The 20,261-nt window shown below is 54.4% G+C and carries 22 protein-coding genes; 17 read left to right on the top strand and 5 right to left on the bottom strand.

What is annotated here, in order from left to right:
- Positions 1–107 precede the first annotated feature (107 nt).
- From EPO04_02050 to priA, 4 genes are all read right to left on the bottom strand, one after another.
- Entirely contained in the window at positions 108–1,859 is a 1,752-nt protein-coding gene (locus EPO04_02050) for an ABC transporter ATP-binding protein (protein ID TAK88878.1), read from the bottom strand.
- A 102-nt stretch (positions 1,860–1,961) separates the two neighbouring features.
- Positions 1,962–2,876, bottom strand: a complete 915-nt coding sequence (locus EPO04_02045; protein ID TAK88877.1) for a methionyl-tRNA formyltransferase — start codon at positions 2,874–2,876, stop codon at positions 1,962–1,964.
- A gap of 18 nt (positions 2,877–2,894) precedes the next feature.
- The gene (def, locus tag EPO04_02040) at positions 2,895–3,464 is read right to left on the bottom strand and encodes a peptide deformylase (protein TAK88876.1); all 570 of its coding nucleotides are present in this window, start codon (positions 3,462–3,464) and stop codon (positions 2,895–2,897) included.
- Between the two features lie 39 nt (positions 3,465–3,503).
- Positions 3,504–5,459, bottom strand: coding sequence for a primosomal protein N' (gene priA / locus EPO04_02035; protein ID TAK88875.1), 1,956 nt, complete (start codon positions 5,457–5,459; stop codon positions 3,504–3,506).
- A 32-nt stretch (positions 5,460–5,491) separates the two neighbouring features.
- Here priA and secD point away from each other — a divergent pair, with 32 nt between their 5' ends.
- The 9 genes from secD to EPO04_01990 all read left to right on the top strand — a co-directional run bounded on the left by secD (position 5,492) and on the right by EPO04_01990 (position 14,797).
- Complete coding sequence (secD, locus tag EPO04_02030; GenBank protein TAK88874.1) at positions 5,492–6,811, top strand: protein translocase subunit SecD; 1,320 nt, start codon at positions 5,492–5,494, stop codon at positions 6,809–6,811.
- On the top strand, positions 6,808–7,710 hold the full coding sequence (gene secF, locus EPO04_02025; protein ID TAK88873.1) for a protein translocase subunit SecF: 903 nt from the start codon (positions 6,808–6,810) through the stop codon (positions 7,708–7,710). Before secD ends, secF begins: the two co-directional genes overlap by 4 nt.
- Positions 7,711–7,751: 41 nt before the next feature.
- Positions 7,752–8,033: an ArsR family transcriptional regulator gene (locus EPO04_02020; protein ID TAK88872.1), complete on the top strand. Its 282-nt coding sequence runs from the start codon at positions 7,752–7,754 to the stop codon at positions 8,031–8,033.
- Between the two features lie 122 nt (positions 8,034–8,155).
- Positions 8,156–8,521: a hypothetical protein gene (locus tag EPO04_02015; protein ID TAK88871.1), complete on the top strand. Its 366-nt coding sequence runs from the start codon at positions 8,156–8,158 to the stop codon at positions 8,519–8,521.
- Positions 8,522–8,536: 15 nt separating this feature from the next.
- Positions 8,537–8,920 carry a hypothetical protein gene (locus tag EPO04_02010; protein TAK88870.1) on the top strand — a complete coding sequence of 128 codons (384 nt, stop codon included), beginning with the start codon at positions 8,537–8,539 and terminating at the stop codon, positions 8,918–8,920.
- Positions 8,914–9,315 carry a hypothetical protein gene (locus EPO04_02005; GenBank protein TAK88869.1) on the top strand — a complete coding sequence of 134 codons (402 nt, stop codon included), beginning with the start codon at positions 8,914–8,916 and terminating at the stop codon, positions 9,313–9,315. Before EPO04_02010 ends, EPO04_02005 begins: the two co-directional genes overlap by 7 nt.
- 83 nt (positions 9,316–9,398) lie before the next feature.
- Positions 9,399–11,084: a single-stranded-DNA-specific exonuclease RecJ gene (recJ, locus tag EPO04_02000; GenBank protein ID TAK88868.1), complete on the top strand. Its 1,686-nt coding sequence runs from the start codon at positions 9,399–9,401 to the stop codon at positions 11,082–11,084.
- A gap of 1 nt (position 11,085) precedes the next feature.
- Positions 11,086–13,275, top strand: a complete 2,190-nt coding sequence (locus EPO04_01995) for a bifunctional (p)ppGpp synthetase/guanosine-3',5'-bis(diphosphate) 3'-pyrophosphohydrolase (GenBank protein ID TAK88867.1) — start codon at positions 11,086–11,088, stop codon at positions 13,273–13,275.
- 244 nt (positions 13,276–13,519) lie between these two features.
- Positions 13,520–14,797, top strand: coding sequence for a histidine--tRNA ligase (locus EPO04_01990; GenBank protein TAK88866.1), 1,278 nt, complete (start codon positions 13,520–13,522; stop codon positions 14,795–14,797).
- A gap of 52 nt (positions 14,798–14,849) precedes the next feature.
- On the opposite strand, the gene EPO04_01985 is transcribed toward EPO04_01990, so the two are convergent.
- Positions 14,850–15,398, bottom strand: a complete 549-nt coding sequence (locus EPO04_01985; protein TAK89287.1) for a hypothetical protein — start codon at positions 15,396–15,398, stop codon at positions 14,850–14,852.
- Positions 15,399–16,201: 803 nt separating this feature from the next.
- Here EPO04_01985 and EPO04_01980 point away from each other — a divergent pair.
- The 8 genes from EPO04_01980 (at position 16,202) to map (ending at position 20,211) form a co-directional block, all read left to right on the top strand.
- Positions 16,202–16,504, top strand: coding sequence for a hypothetical protein (locus tag EPO04_01980; GenBank protein ID TAK88865.1), 303 nt, complete (start codon positions 16,202–16,204; stop codon positions 16,502–16,504).
- A gap of 468 nt (positions 16,505–16,972) precedes the next feature.
- Positions 16,973–17,293, top strand: coding sequence for an HIT domain-containing protein (locus EPO04_01975; GenBank protein ID TAK88864.1), 321 nt, complete (start codon positions 16,973–16,975; stop codon positions 17,291–17,293).
- A gap of 138 nt (positions 17,294–17,431) precedes the next feature.
- Positions 17,432–17,641, top strand: a complete 210-nt coding sequence (gene rpsU, locus EPO04_01970) for a 30S ribosomal protein S21 (GenBank protein TAK88863.1) — start codon at positions 17,432–17,434, stop codon at positions 17,639–17,641.
- 25 nt (positions 17,642–17,666) lie between these two features.
- A complete protein-coding gene (locus EPO04_01965; GenBank protein TAK88862.1) occupies positions 17,667–18,110 on the top strand; it encodes a GatB/YqeY domain-containing protein in 444 nt (147 codons plus the stop codon).
- Complete coding sequence (gene ybeY, locus EPO04_01960) at positions 18,110–18,562, top strand: rRNA maturation RNase YbeY (protein TAK88861.1); 453 nt, start codon at positions 18,110–18,112, stop codon at positions 18,560–18,562. The genes EPO04_01965 and ybeY overlap by 1 nt, the downstream gene beginning before the upstream one ends.
- Positions 18,550–18,927, top strand: a complete 378-nt coding sequence (locus tag EPO04_01955) for a diacylglycerol kinase family protein (protein TAK88860.1) — start codon at positions 18,550–18,552, stop codon at positions 18,925–18,927. The genes ybeY and EPO04_01955 overlap by 13 nt, the downstream gene beginning before the upstream one ends.
- A complete protein-coding gene (locus tag EPO04_01950; protein ID TAK88859.1) occupies positions 18,912–19,478 on the top strand; it encodes a nucleoside monophosphate kinase in 567 nt (188 codons plus the stop codon). The genes EPO04_01955 and EPO04_01950 overlap by 16 nt, the downstream gene beginning before the upstream one ends.
- Positions 19,459–20,211 carry a type I methionyl aminopeptidase gene (gene map, locus EPO04_01945; GenBank protein ID TAK88858.1) on the top strand — a complete coding sequence of 251 codons (753 nt, stop codon included), beginning with the start codon at positions 19,459–19,461 and terminating at the stop codon, positions 20,209–20,211. The genes EPO04_01950 and map overlap by 20 nt, the downstream gene beginning before the upstream one ends.
- Positions 20,212–20,261 lie beyond the last annotated feature (50 nt).

The raw sequence follows: 20,261 nt of genomic DNA, 5'->3' as shown, positions 1-20,261 counted from the left end.
AAGTTTGTGTAAGCCCTACCTAGCGCTTACCAGCGATACCACATAGTAGCATATTTGAGCATAAATTCAAGGCAAACCCAGATACGAACAGGGCCGAGGGGCATGCCTCAGCCTTTTACGAACCCTTTGCGCTGCAGGCTGACCAGCTTGGCGTATAGACCATCCTGCTTCGCCGACAGGCTGTCGTGATTGCCGGTCTCAGCCACCGCACCGTCCTTCATCACCACAATCTGATCAGCACCCATAATGGTGCTCAAGCGGTGAGCGATCACAATCGCGGTCCGATCCTGCATCAGCTCCTGCAAGCCGGCTTGTACCTGCTGTTCGCTCTCGCTGTCCAGTGCGCTGGTCGCCTCATCCAAAATAATCAACTGCGGCTGCTTTAATATGGCGCGAGCAATCGCCACCCGCTGCTTCTCGCCACCACTCAGCTTAACCCCGCGTTCGCCAACCAGCGTCTGGTATTTCTCACTCAGCTTATTAATGAACACGCTGGCATGAGCCTGCTTGGCCGCCGCTCGCACTTCCGCCGAGGTCGCCTCCGGCCGTGCCAGCTGCAGGTTGGCCTCAACCGTGTCGTTAAACAGGGCCACGTCTTGCATGACCACGCCCATGTGGCGCCGCAGTGACTCTTGAGTAAACTCACGGATATCTGTGCCGTTAATTAAAATCGCGCCATCGCTCACATCGTAAAAGCGCAGCAGCAACTTAGTCACGGTTGTCTTGCCGGTACCGCTCGGGCCCACCAGGGCTAGCGTCTGGCCCGGCTCAACCTTAAACGAAACCTTGTTTAGGGTGAGCTTGCGCTTGCCCGGGTACTTAAAGCTAACATTCTTGAACTCGACGGTTGTAATCTCAGTCAATTCCTTGGCGTTTGGAGCATCCACCACGGTTGGTGGAGTTTCTAGCATTTCAACGATGCGCTCCGCGGTGATATCGGTTTCGTGTACGCTAAGGTAAAAGCGGCCAAGTGGCCATAAGCTGCCGCTAATCTGCTGCACATATAAAGAGATGAGGAGGATGTCACCGGTTGTGTGGTAGCCGTTAACGGCGCCATAAGCCACAATTGCTACCGCTCCAACCAGAGTTAGACTAATCGTAAACTGTCTTAGGAGTACGTTGCGCTCCATGGCGGAGTCACGCTTTATTAATAGATCTCCCCATTCAGTGAGAGCCTCAAGGTGCCTCTTAAGCGCCCCTGACTCGCCGCCAAAACTACGAACCGTTGCGATATGAGCTATAGTTTCTTGAACGTATCCCTGTGACCGCTCCATAGCCTTTTGCATTTGAGTGCCGATTGGCCGGTATTTACGCATGACTGGTATTTGCTGACTGTAGAACAAGACTGCCCCCACCAGAACCAGTAAGCCAGCCGGCCAGCTTACAAAAAATATCAAAGACAGAGCTAATAGTGTGCTTAAAATCTGCCCAAGTATGTTGCTGGCGCTGTTGTAGAACCAATTGGCGATCTCAGCGGAGTTGCCGGTAGCTCGCTGCATAACTGCTCCGGTGCGGCTTTTTTCGAAGTAGTCAATTGATAGCTTGGTAACGTGAGCTAAAATAGTTTGGCGTAAATCTTTTACAAAACCAAGGTAGACAGTGTTGCCGTAGATGTTATTAAAGTAGTTTATTACCGAAGAAAAAATGCGCAACACCAACAGTCCGCCAAGCAAGTACCAAATTATTTGAGGGGTAAAGCTAGGGTCACTAGTTGAACGAACAAGCTCATCAACAATTACCTTAAATATATAAGGCTGAATAACGTTAAGCAGCGACATTCCGAGGCCAAGTAGAGCCAGTATGATCATGTAGCGCTTGATGTGCCGAACGTAGCCAAAGACTTTTATAATATTTTTCATGATTCTAAGGATAGGCGCATTGCCAGATAAGAACAAGTCTTGTAATGGTCGAAAAGCTTACTCTATAATAGAGATATAGAAACAGGGCGGAACGAAAACGCCCTACAAACGAAGGCCGCGCAGGAACTCTGCCGCGGTCATTTCTTTTTTGCCAACTGGCTGTAAGCGTTCAATTTTGAGTATACCGTTGCCAGTACCGACCTCGATGCTGCCATAAACCGGCTTGGCCTCACCGGGAGCCAGGCTGGTATCGCTATCTTCCTCAACACTTGCTGCCGTTACGGTCACATCGCGGTCAAACAGAGTGGTGCGGCTGCCGGGCCAGCCCAGGTAAGCTCGAACCTCGCGTTCCAGTTGGGTAGCTGGTTTACTCCAGTCGATCAAGCCGTCTTGCTTGCTGATGCGCGGGGCGATGGTGGCCTCTTGGTCATCTTGCGGGGTGGCCGACAAATCACCGCCCAAAATGTCCTCGAGGTGCTCGACTAGGGTAATAGCACCGAGCTGACTAAGCTGGTCGTATAGCTTGGGTTTGGTTTCGGTCCCAGTTAATGGAGCTTTAACGGTTAAATAAACCGGACCGGTGTCCATGCCCTCATCGAGGAGCATTAAGCTGACACCGGTCTCTTTATCACCGTTTAAAATGGCTTGCTCAATGGGGGAGGAGCCACGGTACTTAGGCAGTAACGAGGGGTGAATGTTGATAATGCCAGGTTCAAATAGGTCGAGCACCTCTTCGGGGATGATCTTGCCATAGGACACCAAGATGCCAACGGTCGGGCTAAGGTCTCGGAGCTCTTCCACAAAATCATCATCCAGCAGCTCTGGTTGGAGCACCGGAATGCCGGCTTTTTCGGCAATGGTTTTAACTTCGGGGGCGGTTAGCTCGCGTCCGCGGCCGCTGGGCGCATCGGGCTTAGTAACAACCGCTACCAGATCATAGCCGGCGTCGATGAGGTGCTCCAAAACCGGAACGCCAACGTCGTTGGTGCCAAAAAAGACGATTCGGTGGTCATCCATAGTGGTATGGTAGCACGTTTATTTTTTAGGAGAATACTTACTAAAATTGCCGTCAGGTTGAAGGGTAAAAAGCTTGTTTGGGTCGGTAATGTGGTCAACAAACAGCTTGCCATTGGTGTGATCGATCTCGTGCTGAAAGACCCGAGCCAAAAAGCCGGTAGCGGTGATCCTTACTGGCTTGCCTTCGAGGTTGAGCGCCTTTACCTTAACCTTGGGGTAGCGGGCAACCATACCGTAACGATCTGGTACGCTTAGGCAGCCCTCCATGGCCTCTTCTGGCTCACCCTCAACCTTGACGATCTCGGGGTTAATAAAGACGCCAAAGCTTTTGTCGGCTTTGTCTTCAAACTCGTTACGGATGACAACCACACGGTAAAGCTTGCCTAACTGGACGGCGGCCAGAGCAGCCCCAAACTCGTGGTCGCGTGACTCCTCCCAGTCGAGAGTAGCGGCAATCATGTGCTCGGCGAGCTGCTGGGTTGATTCGTCGATATAGCCGATGCGCTGCGACTTGGTGTGCAGGCGAGGATCGGGCAGGCTAATAATGTCGTCTTTGGGGCTGGTTTTTGTGGTCTGTTTGGCGCTCATGGTTTAAATCTAGGAGTATTTAATAAAGGTTTAATGAATTTATAGCAGATTAATCGGGTCAATATCGGTCTTACACCAGTCCGGCAACAGCTTAGCAACAGCTAGCAAGCGGGGGCGGGAGGCGGCTTTAACGATGATATGCCAGTGGTACTGACCTCCGGCGCGGTCGTATAAAGCGGGGGCGGGACCGAGACGGCGAACCTGCTCTACCTGGCCAAGTTTACCATATAGCTCCTGGGCTCTTCTAGAGGCGGTGGCTTTATCCTGGTGGGACACGGTTAGCTTTAACAGATAGCGGAAGGGTGGGTAGCCATGTTCTTGGCGCTCCGCTAGCTCAGCATTGGCGAACTTCCAGTAGTCGCCGTTAACCGTTGCGGTCACCGCCGGGTGAGTTGGGCTGTGGGTCTGAATGTAGACCATGCCGCTGGCATCGCCCCGCCCAGCTCGACCTGCCACCTGGGTGAGGAGCTGATAGGTGCGCTCGCTGGCGCTGTAGTCGGGCATGTGCAGCATGGTGTCGGCGTTAATCACCCCAACCGTGTCGAGGGCCGGCAGGTCCAGGCCCTTGGCGATCATCTGGGTGCCAATCAAGATGTCGATCTCACCGGCGTGGAGCTGGCGGTGAAGTTCGGCCAGGTCGTGGCCGCGAGCACTGTCTTTATCGAGTCGCGCCAGTCGAGCTTTTGGCAGCAGCCGCTGAATGTCGGCCTCAATTCGCTGCGTGCCGCCACCAAGAAACTTAAAGCTGGCATGGCTGCATTCGGGACAGATTGCTGGTGGGGTGAGCTGGTAGTTACAGATGTGGCAGAGCAGCTTGGTGCGATCGCCGTGGAAGGTAAGAGGCAGATGGCAGGTGGGGCAACTGCTGACGTAGCCACAATCGTCACACTGATGACTACTGGCGCTACCGCGGCGGTTAATAAACAGTAAAGATTGGCGGCCAGCCTCCAGCGTTTCCGTTAGTGCTTGTAGCAGTGGCCGGGAGATCTGACTGCCGCACTGTTTGACCTCGGCCTGACGCATATCAATTACCTTGATCTCGGGGTGGCTACGGTTTTGGACGCGCTTGGTTAGCTCGGCTAGGTTGAGGCGCCCTTCGCTCGCCAAGTAAGCCTCTTGGACGCCAGGGGTGGCGCTCCCGAGCACCAGCTTGGCGCCGGCCAGGCGAGCCAGCTGAGCGGCGGCGGTTACGGCGTGGTAGCGCGGGTTCTGTTCTTGCTTGTAGCTGGTTTCGTGGCACTCATCAATAACCACCAGGCCAAGACGCGCTAGTGGCAAAAACAGACCCGATCGGGCGCCAACCACCACCATTGGCTCCTCGCTGAGCAGGGCACGTTGCCAGGCCACATGTTTTTGGCTCTCGGTTAAGGTTGAATGATAAGCCAGGATGCGGTTAGGGAAGCGAGCGTGAAACAACGCTAGCAGCTGAGGCGTAAGGGCGATCTCTGGCACCAAGATAATGGCCGAGTTACCCTTGGCCAGCTCGGTCGCCACCAGCTCCATGTAAATACGGGTCTTGCCAGCCCCAGTAACGCCCCGAATCAGAGTGGTCGGGCGCTGGCCAGTTTCAACCACCTTAATTGCAGCCTCCTGCTCGGCGGTAAGTGGTTCGGTTGAGGGTTTAAGAGTGAGCGGGCTTGGCTCAACCTCTTTTATTCGTCGCTTACGCGTGATGCCGGCCGGTAGCAGGGTCTGCCAGACCGACTTAGCGCTGGCGTAGTAGTAATCTTGCATCCAGGTTGCAAGATTGGTGATATGTGCGGGTAGAGGCGGGAGGTCGAGCACCTCGCTAACCGGCTTGGTAGCGAATTCTGGTTTAGGTAGGTTGATTTGAGTAACCACGCCCAGGCTCTGGCGCCGCCCAAGAGGCACTTTGACGATCTGACCGACCGGCAGCTCTTGTTCGCCGCTGTCATAGGTAAAGCCGCGCGTTTCGGCGCCGGTGTAGGTAAGCGGTGAAACCACCACGTAATTTTTTGTCGCCACCTTGCTCATACTCTTAATTGTACGCTACACTACACTACGTTGTGAGTTTACGAACCAAAGTTTGGCTAATCCTGGCGCTGACCATTGTCACCGCACTTATCACCTGGCCGCGAGAAAGCGACCTGCTTAAACTTGTCGGAATTAAGAACGTCAACCTGGAGGTTAAGCAGGGACTCGACTTACAGGGTGGCGCCCACTTGGTCTTTAAGGCCGATGCGGCTGAGCTGGCCAAGCTCAACCAAACCGACCGCGAAAAGGCCATGACCGGCCTCATTGACGTAATCCAAAAGCGCGCCAACCCGGCCGGTACCTCCGAGATCACCGTTCAGCGTCAGGGTAGCGATCGTGTAATCGTTGAGCTGCCAGGGGTTCAAAATGTGGCTGAGGCGGTTAACAAGATTGGTAAGACCGCGCAGCTAACCTTTTTAGAGGTTGATCCCTCAACCCAAACGCCTACCGAGACCGGGATTACCGGTAAGGACGTCGAAAAGGCCGAGGTGGGCTTTAGTCAGTCCAACCAACCGGTGGTTACGCTCCAGATGAAGGGTCCGGCCACCAAGCAGTTTGGTGATCTCACCACCCGCCTAAATAAGACCAACGGCCAGCTGCTAACCCTGCTGGATGACCAGCCAATCTTTGGGCCGGCCACCGTTAGCTCGCCAATTACCGACGGGCGGGCCCAGTTGGAGGGCAACTTTGGTTCAATCGCCGAGGCCCGCACCGTGGCCGACCAGATTACCGCCGGCGCTTTGCCGATTCCGGTAACCCTGGTCGAAGAGCGCACCGTTGGCCCCACCCTGGGTCGCGAGTCGATCGCCAAGAGCTTGGTCGCCGGTATTATCGGCTTGGCTGTTGTGGCAGCCTTTATGGTGGCGTATTACCGCTTGGCCGGAGTGTTTGCCGTTGGTGCGCTTATTATTTATACGCTACTGACATTAACGATTTATAAAATCAGTGGCCTGACTCCGTATTCCATCGTTCTAACCCTGGCTGGAACCGCTGGATTCATCTTGAGTATTGGTATGGCGGTTGACGCTAACATCCTAGTGTTTGAACGAATGAAGGAAGAGCTACGTAGCGGTAAGGCCTTTGCTACCGCCTTAGAGTCGGCCTTTGATCGAGCCTGGACCTCGATTCGTGATTCCAACGTTGCCACCATCATTACCTGCGTAATTCTGTACCTGTTTTCGGGGACCGCGCTGATTAAAGGGTTTGCCGTAACCCTGGGCTTGGGTGTGCTCATAAGCATGTTTACCGCCATCGTGGTGACGCGTACGCTTTTGCGCCTTAGCTTGCGCTACAGCTGGGGCCAAAAGCCAAGCTTTTACGGTGTGCGCAGTGCGGAGGTGGAGCGACCATGAACATAATCGGACGACGCAAGCTGTGGTACGCTATTTCGCTGGCCATCATTGTACCAGGCGCAATCTCATTAATGTTGCATGGCCTTAAGTTGGGTATCGATTTTAGGGGCGGTCAGTTAATGGAGGTGCAGGGTGGGGTAGAGCAGGTCGAGGTGCTGCGTATCGCCGATCAGCAACAGCTCAAAGATGTTACCGTTATTAGTGCCGGCAACAACACCCTGATCCGTTACCGTAGCAGTAGCGATGATGTGAAGCGCCAACAGCTTGATCGGCAGACATTATCCTCGCAGCTACAAGGCTCCGGTCATCCAGAGGTACGTTACGAAAACGTTGGTCCATCGGTTAGTGCCGACATTACTAAAAAGGCCGTTATTAGCATCGCTCTGGCCTCGCTGGCTATTGTGCTGTACATCGCCTTTGCCTTCCGCAATGTACCACCGCCAATGACCAGTTGGAACTTTGGTGTCACTGCTATTATTACCATGCTCCACGATGCCTTTTTGCTACTGGGAGTGTTCTCGCTACTGGGAGTCTTCTTTGAGGTTGAGATTGATGCCTTGTTTGTTACGGCAATCTTAACCGTAATTGGTTTTTCGGTGCACGATACCATTGTGGTGTTTGACCGAATTCGCGAGAATCTGCGCCGCCAACGTGGGGAGTTTGAGCAAATCGTCAACAACAGTATTCTTGAAACCTTGGCTCGTTCACTCAACACTTCATTAACCGTTCTTTTAACACTTCTGGCACTTTATCTGTTTGGCGGCCAGTCGATTCAGCAGTTTGTGTTGGCACTCCTAATAGGTATTGCTGCCGGCACCTACTCCTCAATCTTTAACGCCGCACCTTTGCTGGTAAGTTGGCATAATTACAAGCAAAAGCGGATTGCCAAACGGCCATAGCTCCGGTAGTATAGCTTCTATAAAGAGTTGTAGAAGTCACAATGCTAGACGTGTTTATCACATCTAAAACCCGCCGTAAAATTATCACCGTCTTTACCAAGTATCCGGATGTAAAGGCGCATGTTAGATCGTTGGCCCAGATGATCCGCGAAGATCCCGGTAACGTTCAGCGCGAACTCAAAAAGCTTGAATCAATTGGCTTTGTTAAGTCCTCAAAGGAGTCAAACACCGTTGTTTACAGCGCCAACCAGCGCTTTGCTCTTTACCGCGAGCTCCAAAGCATTGTCCTTAAATCCCAAGCCTCCAAACGCCGCGTTAATTAAATATTTATTAAGCAGGCATAATCGGATTGATTTTACCTGCTGGTAGGCGTATTCTGCTCAGTAACGTGTAGTACCGTAAGCAGTACGCAAGTCCTTTACAACGCCCGAAAGGGGTGAGTCTGATGAAGATCGTTTGGCCTGGATGGCGCCAGTTTCTTCGCGCCCTGGTTGTGCTACCGACCTGTCGGTACGCCAGTGAGGAGGTAGCGCTCAGGAGGTACGCCGCTGCAGAGGGCGAAATTCGCTCGGTCTGGCTGCTGCGCCGCGAATTCGATGCCGCGCAGTGGCGGGATGGGTTTTCAAATGCCCAGCAAGCTTTCGCGGCTCGAGTGGAGATTCTGGATCACACAGATCCCAGCATCTCTTTGCGCCGAGGTTTTGTTACGGCGGTTTTGGCTCGTTGGGACCGCCAGGCTCGTAGTGGCACGACCAGTACTACCGAGGCGTTGGTGGCACCGAGTGGCATGACGGGAAAAACGACCTGCTAGGTCGAGGAGGCTGACATGCACTTTAGGGCACTGCGCCAGTGGTGGACCAACCACCGCGCTTGGCCAATCGCTTACGAGAAGGTGGCTCGGTATATCGAGCGGGCCGAGCAGGATGAGTCGTTTAGTCTGCATGTAGTGGTTACCAAGGCTGAGTTAACCGCCTACTGCCAGCTTAAGCCTGTAGGCTGGAGCCAGATCCACCGACTACTCGATCACTGGACGGGCATACGTGATTCTCCATTGGCTACCGACGCAACGCGCATGATGGCGATCGACGTCATCAAGGTGCTCGACTGGTGGCTGATGTACAGCAGGGAAGGGCAGAGTCAGATCGAGCTGGCCTCAAGCCAAGCTCGTACCGTCAATCAGCCTGGTCGACTGGAGGAGACGACATGCTGAGTAGTTTGTTCAAGGCCATCAAGCGGCAGCTGCGACCCACGCCATCGCTTCGCGAGGCGCACCGTCGCTACCAGTTGCATCTTCGTGCCGACGGCAGCTGCGACTTCGTAGCGGCCGGGCTGACCTACATCGAGTGCGTCGCGCTGGAGTGGGTGCTCAAGTGCAGCCCCAACGCTGACGGGCGGGTTTACGACCCGTCCACCGCCCGCGCAACCTGGTGGGCCAACCATCAGGCCATGATCGACTGCTCGATAGAGGATCAGTCGTTCTGTCACCGAGTGATTGGGTTGCTCGAGCGGTGGGAGAGGCAGGAAGAGGCGGCGAAGTATCGCCTGAACATGCCTCCAGGAGTTGGTCTGCCGTACGGTTCGGTCGTAGACAACACCTGGTTCTAGTCATTGAGCGGCCTACACATTCCGGTGTGGGCCGCTACCGAGCAATTATTTAGTTCTTAAATGTGCTGTATACTTAGGCCAAGATGAGTGGTTATGATTCGAGTACAAATATAGACCAAACCATGGTGTCGACCAGTGAACTCCCACCGCTGGTTCGCGACTTGTTGCGCAAGCGTGGCATCGAAGGCGAAGAGGCGATTGATCGCTTTTTGCGCCCCGACTACCACCGTGACCTGGCCGACCCCTTTTTGATGACCGATATGACCAAGGCGGTTGAGCGGTTGCAGCGTGCGATTGTGGCCGGCGAGAAGGTGGCGGTTTATGGCGATTACGATATAGACGGGGTGTCCTCAACCGCTTTGATGGTTGAGGTGCTGGAGGCTCATGGATTGGAGCCGCTCAGCTACATACCGGATCGCTACAAAGAGGGCTATGGTGTGAACCAAGCGGCTTTAGAGCAGCTAGCGGCCCAGGGCGTCACCCTGGTGCTGACGGTTGATTGCGGTATAACCGCGGTGGCCGAGGCGGCTTGGGCCGCCGAACATGGCATCGACATGGTTATCACCGATCATCATGAGGTCCCGGATCAAATACCACAGGCGGTAGCGGTGGTTAACCCTAAGCGCCCGGGGGACGAGTATCCGTTTAAGGAGCTGGCAGGCGTAGGGGTAGCCTTTGCGCTGGTGCGGGCGCTGCAGAGTCGCACCGGAATGCCGGATGTTGGCCAAGAAAAATGGCTACTTGATCTGGTAGCGCTGGGCACCGTTTGTGATGTTATGCCGCTAGTGGGCGAGAATCGTGCCCTGGTAAAGTACGGCCTGGTGGTGCTGCAAAAAACCAAGCGGGTCGGGCTGGTGGCTTTAATGCAAAGTGCTGGGGTTGAGCCGGAATCGCTGCGGGCGTTCCAGATTGGTTTTGTGCTGGGACCGCGCTTAAATGCCGCCGGTCGGATGGAGCATGCCAACTTCAGCTTAGAGCTATTGCTGACTAAGGATCCCATTGTGGCGCAGCAGTTGGCTTTTCAGCTCGAAGAGCTCAACCATCAGCGCCAACTGGAGCAGCAGCGTATCTTTGAAGAGGCCAACGCGCTAGCGGCCGATTACGCCAGCGATCCGGTGCTGGTGCTGGCTGACAGTAGCTGGCCGGCCGGAGTGGTGGGTATTGTGGCTTCTAAGCTGGCCGAAAGCTGGGGTAAGCCAGCTTTGGTCCTAGAACTAAGAGACGGCGTAGCCAAGGGGTCTGGCCGTAGCGCTGGGGGCTACCCTCTAATTGACGGCATCACCGCCAACGCCGAGCTGTTTGATCGGTTTGGAGGGCATGCCGGGGCCGCTGGTTTCACCTTGCCGGCCGACAACATCAATCTGTTACGACAGGGGCTCAATGAACACTTTCTGGAGGTTGAGCCGGAGCTTGAGGTCACCAATGACCGGGTTGCCGATATTGATCTTGATGACGCCAACCAGCTGAACTGGGAGCTGTACCATGCCCTAGCTCAGCTGGAACCGTTTGGTCAGGGCAACACCCAGCCGGTGTTCGAGGTTCGCAACCTCAAGGTGGTGTCCCTCGATACTATTGGTAAAAACCAGCAGCATCTTAAGTTACGATTAGCTAGCCCCGAAGGATTGATTTTTGAGTCGGTCGGCTTTAACTTGGCCCAAGACTATCCCAATCTTCGCTCCGGCCAAGAGGTGGCGGTACATGCTTTATTAGAACACAATCAGTACCAAGGTAAATCAACGCTGCAGCTGGTGCTAAAGGGTATTCAGTGAGATGTCGCAGGCAGAGTTTAAGGCTGAATTAAAACGGTACCAGGCCGACGATCGTAAGTTAATTGAACTGGCCGATGCGGTGGCAGCCACGGCACATGACGGCCAGCTGCGTAAAAGTGGCGAATCCTACATTGAGCACCCTCGCCAGGTAGCGCTCTACCTTATGGAGATCGGCATGGATGCTCAAACCGTGGCAGCGGGGTTGCTCCACGATGTACTGGAGGATACCGCGGTAACCGAGCAGCAAATGAGCGACCAGTTTGGCCCAACCATCACCTCATTGGTTGATGGTGTTACCAAGCTTGGTACGGTCCGTTACACCAAAATTGATCAGACCACCGAGCAGCGCCAGGCGGCGAGTATCGAAAACATGCGCAAGTTGCTGCTGGCGATGAGTAAGGATATGCGGGTGTTGATGATCAAGTTGGCCGATCGGCGACACAACCTGCAGACGCTGGGCTATCTTCCGGAAGCCAAACAACACCGTATTGCCGAAGAAAGTTTAACCGTTTACGCTCCGCTGGCCGACCGGTTGGGTATGGGTGCGCTTAAAGCCGAAATGGAGGATCTGGCCTTTGAGTATGCCAACCCGGTAGCCTTTAAGCTGGTTCAGAAGCTGGCGGCTCACCACCGGGTAGAAAATCGCGAGTACATTGATGAGCTCGGCCAGGACGTAGACGCTTTGCTGCGCCAACATGGTATCGAGGCACATTCGCTGAGTGGTCGTAACAAGCACCTCTACAGTATTTACCGCAAGCTTACCAAAACCGATGGTGACATTACCAAGATCTACGACCTAACCGCGCTGCGCATTATTGTGCCAAGCATCACCGACTGCTATCAGGCACTAGGATTGCTACACCAGTCATATAAACCCCTCATATACCGAATCAAAGACTATATTTCGGTGCCAAAGCCCAATGGCTATCGTTCGCTCCACACCACGGTCTTTGCTAAGTACGGCCGAATTATTGAGGTACAGATTCGTACACCGGAGATGCACCAAGAGGCAGAGTATGGCTTGGCCTCGCACGTGCTGTACGACCTCCACAAGCAGGGTGAGGGTTATCGTCAGGGCGAAGCGGCTGCCAAGCCTAACAAAAAGCTAAGTTGGATTCAAGATTTAGCATCACTGTCGGCTCAGCAAACCGGCAGCAGCGACATGATGCAGGACTTAAAGGTTGATCTGTTCCGCGATCGGATCTTTGTGTTCTCTCCCATGGGCGACCTTTATGATCTGCCCGAAGGGGCCACCCCGGTCGACTTTGCTTTTGCGGTTCATACCGACGTTGGCTTGCGCACCCAGGGGGCGCGGGTAAACCACCGAATTGCGCCACTAGACCGTCCGCTCGAAAACCGCGACGTGGTGGAGATTATCACGCGTAAGCAGCCGGCCCCCAATCGTCAGTGGCTCAACTTTGTTAAGACCACCGGGGCACGAAGTCGTATAAAAAGTTGGTTCAAAGCCGCCAGTCGCGACGCCAACATTGTTACCGGCCGGCAGCTGATTGAGGCTCAGTTAGGTACGTGGGGTCTAAAGCGGTTTGATGACATTGGTAAGGCCAATATCAACCGAGCCTGCCAGGACCTCAACCTACATGATGCTGACTCATTGCTAGCGGCGGTGGGCGATGGTTCGCTATCGTTGGCTTCGGCCTTGCGGCGCTTGTTGTCGCACCTCAACCATGCTCAGGCGCCAAAAAGCGTTGTTAAACAAACAACTACTAGCCCAATCGCTAGGCCGCATGTGGTGGGCGCGCCGGAGCTACCTTGTTCTACCGCGCCCTGCTGCAACCCGGAGCAACCCGATGCCATTGTTGGGTATATTACTCGAGGTAAAGGAGTAACGGTGCACCGTAAAGGCTGTCAAAATATTCCGAACGATGACGAAAGACTGTTTGAATGTGCCTGGGGTCGGCCCGGAAGCATGCAGGTTCATTTGGTTGAGGCGGAATTGCACCTGATTTGTCAAAACCGGCTGGGGCTGGTTCATGACATTACCGGATTGATCTCTAGTCGTGGTATTAACATTGTTAAAATTGCTACGTACAACGAGGGTAAGAATGAGGAGCGTTCAATCATTGACGTTACGGTTGAGGTGGCCGATTTATTCTCGTTGAGCGCCTTAATTCAAGAATTGCGCCTACAAAACGGAGTGACTTCGGTTGAAAAACAGACCGTATTAAACTAACACAGCCCCTGTAAAAATTACGTATACATTTTTTATGCAATAGTCGGTGATGCAGCGGTAGGCCGGCGGTACGACTGGCCGCAAAGCACTCTAATTTAGTACTTAAAATTTTTTACTACCTAAAATTAGAGTGCTTTGTTCACCCAAGCTACTAGCCCAATCCACCCGCGGGCAGCCTTGAACCCGACCTCTAATCTGTGGTAGCCTTTAGGTCAGTTTTACGATTGTAGGGAGAAGAGATACTGTGGCCAAAAAGTTTCAGCACGTTCGAGGTATGCCAGATATACTGCCGGAGCAACAACAAGCTCATCAATACCTAACCGACACCTTTAGGCATCTAGCCGGTGCCGCCGGTTTTGAACCAATTGAGCTTCCGATTATGGAAGAAAAAGAGGTGTTTGTACGGAGTGTGGGCGAAGGTACCGATGTGGTCGACAAGGAGCTCTACGCTTTTACCGACCGCTCCGATAAGGAAGTGGCGCTCCGACCTGAACCAACCGCTGGTATGGTTCGAGCCTACATCGAACACGGTATGGCCAGCTTGCCGCAGCCGGTTCGTCTAATGTTTGCTGGTCCGGTGTTTCGCTACGATCGTCCTCAAGCCGGTCGTCAGCGCCAGTTCAACCAGCTGGGGGTAGAGGTTATTGGCGACGGTTCGCCAAGCATCGAAGCTCACATTATGATGCTGGCGATGCGTTTTTACCGCATGATTGGCCTGCGTAACGTCACCCTGCAGCTTAATAGCTTAGGTGATCAGCAGGACCGCAAAGACTACCTCAAGGCGCTAACCGCCTACCTTAAAGATTACGAGTCGGAGCTGCCCGAGGTGGATCGCAAGCGGCTAAAGTCCAACCCGCTGCGGGTGCTTGATTCGAAGGAACGGGCCACCAAAAAGATTGTGGCGCAGGCACCGCAAATTCTTAACTACCTATCGGAGTCAAGCAAGCAGCATTTTGAAGCGGTACTAGAATACCTGGATGCCATGCAGATTAACTACGAACTGAACCCACTGCTGGTTCGCGGTTTAGACTATTACACTCACACCGTGTTTGAGTTTTACGGTGAACGCGAAGGCTCACAGAGCAGCCTGGGTGCCGGCGGGCGCTACGATAATTTAGTGCAGCAGTTGGGCGGAAGTAAGCCCACCCCCGCGGCCGGCTTTGGCATCGGTTTGGAGCGGGTTCTGCTGGAGCTAAAAGAAGAGGGGGTTGAGCTGCCGCAAGAGCACGCCGTAAAGGTGTACGTCGCGAGCCTTGGCGAACCGGCTCGGATAGGCGCCTTTGCTCTAATCGAGCAGCTGCTTGATTCTGGTGTTGGCGCGGTTGGGGCGGTTGATCGCGACGGCATCGGTCCGCAGCTAGAGCGGGCTAACAAACTAAACGTGCCTTACGCCATCATTATTGGCCAAAAGGAGATTCAAGAAGAGACCGTAATTTTGCGCGATATGCGCTCCGGTGCTCAGGAGATGATTCCACTAGGGTCGGTGGTTAAGGAGCTAGAGAAGCGCAAGGTCGGCCTGTAGGTCGGACCTCTTACCAAACTAAAAACCGCCCTACGAGAGGGCGGTTTTTAGTTTAGAGGCGCTTGGAACAGGCAGGCCATGGGCTGAATCCACGACGGGCGTAGTCAGCCTGGGCCTTGGCGTCCTGTACCGCGGCCGGAGCGAGGTCCGGACGGGCAAAGCCACCATAGTTGTTCCAGGTACCAATGTTGTACTGGTATGCACCGTAATAACCGTTACCGGTGTTCTTGGTGTAATCGTTACCAGACTCACACAAGCGGAGCTTGTACCAGGCGTCACCGGTGGCAGCCGGAGCGGCCTCGGTGGTAGCGGCAGAAGTGGCCTTAGCGGCAACCTTAGCCTGAGCCTCCTTGGCAGCTGCAATCGCAGCAGCCTTGGCCTCGGCCTCGGCCTTAGCGGCCTGGGCCTGACGTAGGGGCTCAATCACCTCAGTCTCAATGTTGGGCTGAGGAGTAGCCGGGATGGTTACCGGCTGAGCGGCCTGGGTGGTAAAGGTAATCTTTTGTACAGGTGCGGTAGTAGGGGATGAGGCGTTAACCTCGGGAGCGGTCGAAAGAGCAATCGGCAAAGCGGCGGCAATTCGGACCGGGTTGGCTAGCATTGCTACAAGCAGTACCAGCGTATGCAGGTTATACATGGGGGTAAGAAGTGATCCTTTCTCCCATTTGAAGTACATCTTGCTATCGCACTTCAGGAGCGAACCTATATCGGCTTTATTACTAAAGCTGACGTTTAAAAGGTGCCCTGATAACAAAAAAGCGTACCGGATTGGCACGACTTTTAAGCTATCGGGAGACATAATACCAACAAATGGCCATTTTGTCAATAGTTTTAATGCTTATATTACACTCAGAAAACAACAAACTTTGGCTTAAGAAAGCCAAAAAAGCCAATTCAGATCTATTTAGATGTTTAATTAGCAAAAACGTCAAAACCATCTAGGCAGAATTGACATTTATCTGTAAATTTGCTATAAATCAGGTTAGATAACCCTAAGGTCGAATTCAGGCCAAAAGGTGTAGTACCCCAAACCACTACCCGGGAGCGAAGCCATGGAGGCGTTTCTCCGCTTTTTCCGTCTGGTGTACAAGCCCACCAAGCCTGGCCAGACCGGCAACCGCGTGATCGACCGGTTCTACCTGGTTGGTTACCTGCAGTTGCTGCTGCCGTTCAAGCGCTACCCGTAGGAGTCGCATGAAGCAAAAACGTGCTCGGTTCAAGCCAGATACCCGGAAGCGCCCCCATCCGGCGGTGCATGCCAGGTTCTTGCGTGGACTCAGGGTGATGCAAAATCGCCGGCACCGGGCGTACGCTCGATAAAGCAGTACCCATATCTGAAGGATCAGATATGGCCATCTGGCACGGACGCCATCCGACATCTACTCCCATGAGGTGTATTCTCAGATGAACGAAGCAGTGCTTCAGAACAAGCTCACCCTGGTGCAGCACGGCCTGTACTTCAGCTACCGGCTGGGGCAGGGACGTGAGGCTCTCGAAAAGGCCTACTGCTCAGCGTTGGCGCAGATCAAGAACCGCACCTTTGCCGGTGTGCTCCACGATCTCCTGACCGGTGCGCTGAACTCGCTCAAGGTCTTCTACGAGACCAAGCTGGACGAGCTGGACCTGAAGCGCAAGATCAAGCATCTGCGCGCCAACGGCCATTACGGGAAGGCGCGCCGCCTCGAGCGCTCGCTCAACCGCGCCTGAACTACCTGGGTCTCTTAACGAGGCCGTCATCACTCCCAGATGACGGCCTCGAAGTACGTTTAGGGTCTGTAAGCTATTATTTCTCAACCTATTTCCACCTTGTATATGCTTATGCTTAGGAGTACTATAAAAGCAACCTGATCCCCACCTGTTGATCCATAAGGAGATGATCAACTTGGCAGGTAACGGCAGTACCTCAGTAGTGAGGACCAAGGCTCGACGTCGTCGGGGCAGCCCGCCGCCAACTCGAACCCTTGTTCCTGGAGAGCAGCCCTCTGCATGCGGAGCTGGGGTCCAGATTGACCCTTGGCCCACCTGTGGAGGTGTCCACGGAGGCACCTTCCGTCTCCCGGGCAACTTCAGGTAGCCTCATCGCCTCGCCCTGGCATCTGCCGGGACGAAAGGACCCCGTCTTCGGACGGGGTTTTCCTTTGCTTTGGGACATCTCAAATATGGTAGAGTGGGGGTATGAGCGATACGCAAACCCTTCCAGACTGCCTATTTTGTAAGCTGGCTAACAGTCCAGATGGGCTGATCTGGCAGAATGATGAGTTTGCGGCCTTTAAAGATATCCACCCTAAAGAGCGGGTTCACATCTTGATTGTGCCGAAAGACCACGTTAACAGTCTTGATGAGGCTACTCCGGAGCTATCTGGAAGCCTGCTGGAGGCCACTCGACAGGTGGCGGCGGAGCAGGGAGTGACCGGCGCCTACCGGGTTGCTATCAACGTAGGGCGCAAAGGTGGGCAGGAGGTGGATCACCTACACCTCCATCTGATGGCGCCTTAAAGAGGTCCGACCTAGCAAAGGGTCCGACCTCTTGCTAGGTCGGACCCGCTCTTGCGCAACAGATAAGAATCAGATACAATACTCAAGTTGCTCAAGGCAAAATAAGCAATCATCAACCAAGAAAGAAGGTGACAGCACGTGCTGCAAGTAAATCGCAAAGATGAACGAGAATCACTCGAAAACCTGATCCGCCGCTTTAACAAGAAGGTGCAGCAATCAGGTGTGTTGGGTGTGGCTCGGCGCAAGCGTCAGTTTGAGAAGCCGCTAACCAAGCGGGCTCAACGCGAAATTGCTATCCGCAAGGCTGCTCGCAAGGCCAACAAAGCCAAGCAAGCCCTCTATCGCTAATTATCAACTTTAAGATAGGGATCAGATGTCGCTCATCGATACCATCAACCAGGATCTAACCGCTGCTCTTAAGGAGCAGCAGGCCGATCGCGTGCAGGTTTTACGTTTAATTAAAACCGCCTTTATTAATGAAAAAATCAAACTTGGACATGATCTGGGTGAGCCGGAGGCACTTAAGGTGTTGCAGCGTGAGGCCAAGCAGCGCCGTGACTCCATTGACCAGTATCGCGCTGGGGGCCGAGACGACCTGGCTGACTCCGAGCAGCAGGAGCTTGCAATTATTGAGGGCTACCTGCCGCAGCAGCTGAGCCAGTCTGAGCTAGACGATCTTGTCAGCCAGGTGATAAGCGAGCTCAAGCCAAGTGGCCCGGCCCAGATGGGCCAGGTGATTGGCGAGGTGGTCAAACGCGCTAGCGGTCGTACCGACGGAGCGGCCGTATCGGCAGCGGTACGAGCCAAGCTGCAATAATGACGATTCAGTTGGTGGGTGATTGGCCGACCGAGCTGGCCACCGCGGTTCAGGCGATCGCCGCTGCCGTCGACAATGATGACCAGGTTGAGTTGCCAGACGGCATGGTGAACCTGCTGCTGGTTGACGATGCTCAGATAACCGAGTTAAATACACAGTATACCGGTAATGCTTATGCCACCGATGTGCTAACCTTCCCATATCAGCCGGTTGAAAACGACGATCCAACCATCGCCGACGTGGTTATAAGTACCGAGACCGCCGCTCGTCAGGCCGAACAGGCCCAAATTGAGGTGGTCGATGAGGTGGGACTGCTAGCGCTGCACGGATTGTTACATGCTGCCGGTTACGACCATTCAACCCCAGAAGGCCAGCAGCAGATGGAGGCGATTCAGCAGCGAGTGATGGTCGACTCAAACCTAAGATACAGGGACTTTAAATGGAATCAGTAATCGGATTTTTACGCAGCCTCCGTACCGCCTTTAGCGGATTGGTGCATGTGGTGCGGGTTGAGCGAAACGCTCGTTTTCACCTGGTTATAGCGGTGTTAGCGCTACTACTAGCGGTGGCTCTAAATGTGTCTAACGCCGAGCTAGCGGCAATCTTTTTTGCCATTATTATCGTGTTTGTGTCGGAGGTGGTTAACACCGCCATCGAAAAGATCCTGGACTTAATTGAGCCCAACCACAACCAGCAGGTTCGAATTATTAAGGACATTGCCGCTGGCGCGGTGCTGGTGGCGGCGGTCGGTGCGGCCGCCATTGGGGTGGCGGTGTTTGGGCCGTACCTAACGGGGTTTATATGGCCCCTGTCGTAGCTATTATGGGGCCGATTGGCTCCGGTAAGTCGGTTCAGGCCAGGATATTGGCCGAAGAGCTCGGGTGGCAGGCGGTTTCGACCGGCAGCATCCTGCGTGAGCACATCAAGGAGCCCGGTATCGACCCGGCGGTGGTGGCGGCGCTGAACGCCGGTCATTTGGTGCCGTCACCTTACGTGCACAAGGTGTTGCTGGAAAAGCTGCGTCAGCTGCCAGCGGACACGGGTATCGTACTTGATGGCTCACCACGCAAGCCTGGAGAGGTGCATCATTTAAACGAAGACTTGCCGGCGCTAGGCCGTAAGCTCAACCTGGTAATCTTGCTTAAACTGTCGCGCGAACAGGTTGAGCAGCGCTTGGCTAAACGTGGGCGACATGATGATCAGCCCGAAACCATTAAGGTGCGATGGGCCGAGTACGAGCGCGACACGTTGCCAACCATTGAGTTGTGTCGCCAGCAGGGACTGCTGCGCGAGGTCGACGCTGACGCCGAGCCGGCGGTGGTGCAACAACGTATTTTAGAGGTGCTACATGCCGAACATCTCGCTTAAAACCGCCGACGATATTGAGCGACTGCGTCAGGGGGGAGCGGTTTTGGACCAGGTGCTAAAGGCGGTTGCGGCGGCCGCTCAGCCAGGAGCCACCCCGCGACAGCTGTCACAACTAGCGGCCGATGAAACCAAGCGCCATGGAGTCGAGGCCGCCTTTAAGGGGCATCAGGGATTTCCGGATCCGATCTGTATTTCGGTCAACGATGCGGTGGTCCACGGCATCCCGAACGACATTCCACTAATGGACGGTGACATTGTGGGCTTAGATTATGGCGTGCGCTATAAGGGCAGAATTACCGATGGCGCCATCACCGTGGCGGTTGGTCGCCCTGAAGCCGCTGCCAAACGTCTACTAGAAGGTACCCAGCGGGCTCTGGCAGCCGGGATTGCCGCCGCTCAACCCGGAGCCCAAGTTGGTGACATATCGGCCGCTATCGAGCAGGTTTTACGCCAGCATAAACTAGGTATTATCACCGAGTTGGTTGGCCACGGGGTTGGCTATGAGCTATGGGAGGAGCCGCAGGTGCCGAATCAGGGTAAGGCCGGTCGTGGCCCAGAGCTGCAGCCGGGCATGGTTATCGCCATCGAGCCCATGGCAACGCTCGGTTCGGCCGACATTGTGCTTGATGGCGATGGTTGGACCATTCGTACCGCCGATGGCAGCCTGTCGGCTCAGTTTGAGCACACCGTTGTTATCACCGAGCAGGGCGCTCAAATCCTCACGCAGTCATAATTCTGTTATACTAAGCAGAGTTTCAGCTATTGTCCGATTCGCCCTGATGG

The organism is Patescibacteria group bacterium (assembly GCA_004297735.1).
GTDB lineage: Bacteria > Patescibacteriota > Saccharimonadia > UBA4664 > SCTI01 > SCTI01.
The sequence above is the reverse complement of the archived record's forward strand: the minus strand, read 5'-3'. Positions and strand labels throughout refer to the sequence as shown.

What these genes read in the sequence shown, in the direction of transcription:
- priA (TAK88875.1), bottom strand. Translation starts at nt 5,459, where the DNA reads ATGAGCAAGGTGGCGACAAAAAATTACGTGGTGGTTTCACCGCTTACC.
- ybeY (TAK88861.1), top strand. Translation starts at nt 18,110, where the DNA reads ATGACGATTCAGTTGGTGGGTGATTGGCCGACCGAGCTGGCCACCGCG.
- secF (TAK88873.1), top strand. Translation starts at nt 6,808, where the DNA reads ATGAACATAATCGGACGACGCAAGCTGTGGTACGCTATTTCGCTGGCC.
- EPO04_01975 (TAK88864.1), top strand. Translation starts at nt 16,973, where the DNA reads ATGAGCGATACGCAAACCCTTCCAGACTGCCTATTTTGTAAGCTGGCT.
- EPO04_01950 (TAK88859.1), top strand. Translation starts at nt 18,912, where the DNA reads ATGGCCCCTGTCGTAGCTATTATGGGGCCGATTGGCTCCGGTAAGTCG.
- EPO04_02015 (TAK88871.1), top strand. Translation starts at nt 8,156, where the DNA reads ATGAAGATCGTTTGGCCTGGATGGCGCCAGTTTCTTCGCGCCCTGGTT.
- map (TAK88858.1), top strand. Translation starts at nt 19,459, where the DNA reads ATGCCGAACATCTCGCTTAAAACCGCCGACGATATTGAGCGACTGCGT.
- EPO04_01995 (TAK88867.1), top strand. Translation starts at nt 11,086, where the DNA reads ATGTCGCAGGCAGAGTTTAAGGCTGAATTAAAACGGTACCAGGCCGAC.
- EPO04_02020 (TAK88872.1), top strand. Translation starts at nt 7,752, where the DNA reads ATGCTAGACGTGTTTATCACATCTAAAACCCGCCGTAAAATTATCACC.
- EPO04_02050 (TAK88878.1), bottom strand. Translation starts at nt 1,859, where the DNA reads ATGAAAAATATTATAAAAGTCTTTGGCTACGTTCGGCACATCAAGCGC.
- EPO04_02005 (TAK88869.1), top strand. Translation starts at nt 8,914, where the DNA reads ATGCTGAGTAGTTTGTTCAAGGCCATCAAGCGGCAGCTGCGACCCACG.
- def (TAK88876.1), bottom strand. Translation starts at nt 3,464, where the DNA reads ATGAGCGCCAAACAGACCACAAAAACCAGCCCCAAAGACGACATTATT.
- EPO04_02045 (TAK88877.1), bottom strand. Translation starts at nt 2,876, where the DNA reads ATGGATGACCACCGAATCGTCTTTTTTGGCACCAACGACGTTGGCGTT.
- recJ (TAK88868.1), top strand. Translation starts at nt 9,399, where the DNA reads ATGAGTGGTTATGATTCGAGTACAAATATAGACCAAACCATGGTGTCG.
- EPO04_01985 (TAK89287.1), bottom strand. Translation starts at nt 15,398, where the DNA reads ATGCTAGCCAACCCGGTCCGAATTGCCGCCGCTTTGCCGATTGCTCTT.
- EPO04_01955 (TAK88860.1), top strand. Translation starts at nt 18,550, where the DNA reads ATGGAATCAGTAATCGGATTTTTACGCAGCCTCCGTACCGCCTTTAGC.
- EPO04_01965 (TAK88862.1), top strand. Translation starts at nt 17,667, where the DNA reads ATGTCGCTCATCGATACCATCAACCAGGATCTAACCGCTGCTCTTAAG.
- EPO04_02010 (TAK88870.1), top strand. Translation starts at nt 8,537, where the DNA reads ATGCACTTTAGGGCACTGCGCCAGTGGTGGACCAACCACCGCGCTTGG.
- EPO04_01980 (TAK88865.1), top strand. Translation starts at nt 16,202, where the DNA reads ATGAACGAAGCAGTGCTTCAGAACAAGCTCACCCTGGTGCAGCACGGC.